General features: G+C 66.4%; 3 protein-coding genes. 2 read left to right on the top strand and 1 reads right to left on the bottom strand.

The window, feature by feature from the left end:
• Positions 1 to 199 precede the first annotated feature (199 nt).
• Positions 200 to 1,213 carry a class 1 integron integrase IntI1 gene (intI1, locus tag CGK74_RS17385; RefSeq protein WP_000845039.1) on the bottom strand — a complete coding sequence of 338 codons (1,014 nt, stop codon included), beginning with the start codon at positions 1,211 to 1,213 and terminating at the stop codon, positions 200 to 202.
• Between the two features lie 254 nt (positions 1,214 to 1,467).
• On the opposite strand from intI1, the gene CGK74_RS17380 reads away from it, so the two are divergent.
• The gene (locus CGK74_RS17380; protein ID WP_048707287.1) at positions 1,468 to 2,316 is read left to right on the top strand and encodes a tyrosine-type recombinase/integrase; all 849 of its coding nucleotides are present in this window, start codon (positions 1,468 to 1,470) and stop codon (positions 2,314 to 2,316) included.
• 12 nt (positions 2,317 to 2,328) lie between these two features.
• A complete protein-coding gene (locus CGK74_RS17375; protein ID WP_048707283.1) occupies positions 2,329 to 3,513 on the top strand; it encodes an IS91 family transposase in 1,185 nt (394 codons plus the stop codon).
• Positions 3,514 to 3,853 lie beyond the last annotated feature (340 nt).

The following is a 3,853-nucleotide window of genomic DNA, read 5'->3' as shown; positions in this document are numbered from 1 at the left end:
CGCCAATCCGCAATCATCGAATGACTTGCATTGCATGAGGCGACGAGAAGCCACCGCCGGTGCTAGCAGCCGTAACCGTTTTTACACGCCCTCGGCCATCTGCGGACGCAGGGAGGACTTTCCGCAACCGGCCGTTCGATGCGGCACCGATGGCCTTCGCGCAGGGGTAGTGAATCCGCCAGGATTGACTTGCGCTGCCCTACCTCTCACTAGTGAGGGGCGGCAGCGCATCAAGCGGTGAGCGCACTCCGGCACCGCCAACTTTCAGCACATGCGTGTAAATCATCGTCGTAGAGACGTCGGAATGGCCGAGCAGATCCTGCACGGTTCGAATGTCGTAACCGCTGCGGAGCAAGGCCGTCGCGAACGAGTGGCGGAGGGTGTGCGGTGTGGCGGGCTTCGTGATGCCTGCTTGTTCTACGGCACGTTTGAAGGCGCGCTGAAAGGTCTGGTCATACATGTGATGGCGACGCACGACACCGCTCCGTGGATCGGTCGAATGCGTGTGCTGCGCAAAAACCCAGAACCACGGCCAGGAATGCCCGGCGCGCGGATACTTCCGCTCAAGGGCGTCGGGAAGCGCAACGCCGCTGCGGCCCTCGGCCTGGTCCTTCAGCCACCATGCCCGTGCACGCGACAGCTGCTCGCGCAGGCTGGGTGCCAAGCTCTCGGGTAACATCAAGGCCCGATCCTTGGAGCCCTTGCCCTCCCGCACGATGATCGTGCCGTGATCGAAATCCAGATCCTTGACCCGCAGTTGCAAACCCTCACTGATCCGCATGCCCGTTCCATACAGAAGCTGGGCGAACAAACGATGCTCGCCTTCCAGAAAACCGAGGATGCGAACCACTTCATCCGGGGTCAGCACCACCGGCAAGCGCCGCGACGGCCGAGGTCTTCCGATCTCCTGAAGCCAGGGCAGATCCGTGCACAGCACCTTGCCGTAGAAGAACAGCAAGGCCGCCAATGCCTGACGATGCGTGGAGACCGAAACCTTGCGCTCGTTCGCCAGCCAGGACAGAAATGCCTCGACTTCGCTGCTGCCCAAGGTTGCCGGGTGACGCACACCGTGGAAACGGATGAAGGCACGAACCCAGTGGACATAAGCCTGTTCGGTTGGTAAGCTGTAATGCAAGTAGCGTATGCGCTCACGCAACTGGTCCAGAACCTTGACCGAACGCAGCGGTGGTAACGGCGCAGTGGCGGTTTTCATGGCTTGTTATGACTGTTTTTTTGTACAGTCTATGCCTCGGGCATCCAAGCAGCAAGCGCGTTACGCCGTGGGTCGATGTTTGATGTTATGGAGCAGCAACGATGTTACGCAGCAGGGCAGTCGCCCTAAAACAAAGTTGAACTAAACCGCTGACGCGGTGGCCGCGAACCCAAGCGCCACCGCGTTTTTCATGACGTCTGCGACGACGACCTACCTTGAAACCGGGGATGTCCCCGCGTTCAAGGAGAAGTGTCATGAGCCCCTTACGTCAGCAGATGATCGACGCGATGGTGCTGCGCGGATTGGCACGGCGCACGCAGCAGGCCTACCTGTCGGTGGTGGCGCAGTTGGCCGCGCACTACCACTGCAGTCCCGACCGCCTCGATGCCGCACAGGTGAAGGCCTGGCTGCTGCACCGGATCACCGAGCGGCACCTGGCCTACACCACCGTGAACCAAGCCGTGTGCGCCCTGAAGTTCTTCTTCGACATCGTGCTGGGCCGCACGGCCGAGGCCATCACGATTCCCTACGCGCACACGCCGCAGCGTCAGCCGGAGATCCTCTCGCGCGAGGAACTGGCGCGCCTGTTCGAGGCGGCCGCCAATCTGCGCACGCGCACGCTGTTGATGACGGCTTACGCGGCCGGACTGCGGGTGTCCGAGGTGTGCGCGCTGCGCGTCGCCGACATCGACAGCGCGCCGGATCGCATGTGCATCAGGGTGGTGGCGGGCAAGGGTGGCAAGGATCGCTACACGCTGCTCAGTCCGAGCCTGCTCGAAGCGCTGCGCGTCTATTGGCGCATCTGCAAACCCCGCGACTGGCTGTTCCCTCGCACCACCGACGCCGCCCGGCCATTCGACGTCAGCAGTGCGCAACGTGCGTACTACCGTGCCCGCGATCGGGCCGGCATCACCAAGACGGGCGGCATCCACACGCTACGCCACGCCTTCGCCACCCATCTGCTGGAGGCCGGCGTCGATCTTGCCACGCTCGCGAAGCTCCTGGGCCACGGCCACCTGTCGACCACGCAGCGCTACCTGCATCTGGCGCGTCCGGGTTCAATCCCCCACGACAGCCCGCTCGATCTGCTGCGCCGGCTCTGAGGCCGAGCGGCCATGGACCGGCCCACGCTGGCCGGCATCCTGCGCACGCACGGCAGCAGCTACCGCAGCAGCCATGCGCTGTCGCCCACCCAGGCGCGGGCCTGGCGTGCCATCGTCGACTGCCGCACCGCCGCGCTCGGCGGCGTACGCGAGCGTTGCGCAAACTGCGGCGCCGAGCGCCATGTCTGGCGCTCGTGTCGCAACCGCCATTGCCCGCAGTGCCAGACGCGGGCCAAGGAGGCCTGGCGTGCGGCGCGCCTGCGCGAGGTGCTGCCGGTGCCCTACGCACACTGGGTGTTCACGCTGCCCCACGCGCTCAATCCACTGGCGATCCGGCACCCGCGCTGGCTCTACGGTGCGTTGTTCGATAGTGCGGCGGCCACCTTGCTCGAGCTCGCCGCCAACCCGCGCTGGCTGGGCGCCGTGCCCGGTTTCAGCCTCGTGCTCCACACCTGGAGCCAGGACCTGCGCATGCACCTGCATGTGCACGCCCTGATCACCTGTGGCGGGCTCGACGCCGAGGGCAGATGGCGCACACCGGCGCGCGGTACGCGCTTCCTGTTTCCCGTCCAGGCCGCCTCGAAGGTGTTTCGCGGCAAGCTCCTCACGCGGCTCGACGCGGCCCACCGCAGCGGCGAGCTGGCCGACGATCCGAGCGCTGCGCCGGGTGCATGGCAAGCCCGACGTCGTGCGCTGCTCGCGCACGACTGGGTGGTCTACGCCAAGCCGCCGCCCGGCGGACCCGCCCAGGTGCTCGACTACCTTGCCCGCTACACGCACCGCGTGGCGCTCTCGAACGACCGCCTGCTTGGCTGCGATGCGGGCCAGGTGCGCCTTCGGGTGCGCGACAACCAGACCGGTGGCAAACGTACGGTCAGCCTGCCGACCGACACCTTCATCGGACGCTTCCTGCGCCACGTGCTGCCGGCCGGCTTCAAGCGCCTGCGCCACTACGGGCTGCTCGCCTGCGGCCACAAGCGGGCCCGGCTCGCCGCCGCCCGTGTGGCACTCCAGACGCCGGCACCGCAGCCGGCGGTGATCGAAGCGGCCGCAGACTTCCTCGCCCGCGTGAGCGGTGAGGACCCGCGATGCTGCCCGCACTGTGGGGTCGGGCGTTGGCACACGGTCGAGATCGTCATGGCTCGCCGGTACGATCCGCCCGCGCCTGCACCGCGCTGTCGGGATGGGCCGCCATGAACACTCACGCTCCCCCGTCTCGGCCCTTGCCGATGCAACGTCCGCACCGGCAGGCCGTGGCACGTCCCCCGTCTGCTGAACGCGACCGACACCGCACGCCGGATGCACGGCCGGCACCCGATCGCGGCCCATTACGGCGATGGTCGCGAGCGGCTCAGCGGCGTCGGATACTCGTTGCTGACCCGACCCTGCCGCGCGCTATCCGATGTGGATGACCCGCGCGTAGAATCCCCAGTATCACCGCCTGAGCGGCGGTTCAGTTCAACAAGGCTTATCCCTCGCGGCAGGCGCCTGCGCACCGAACGGCGCTTGCGGCGCGAGGGATAAACCCTATTCGTTA

The organism is Thauera propionica, assembly GCF_002245655.1.
GTDB lineage: Bacteria > Pseudomonadota > Gammaproteobacteria > Burkholderiales > Rhodocyclaceae > Thauera > Thauera propionica.
Note: the sequence above shows the minus strand (reverse complement) of the source record. Positions and strands in the feature narration are given on the sequence as shown.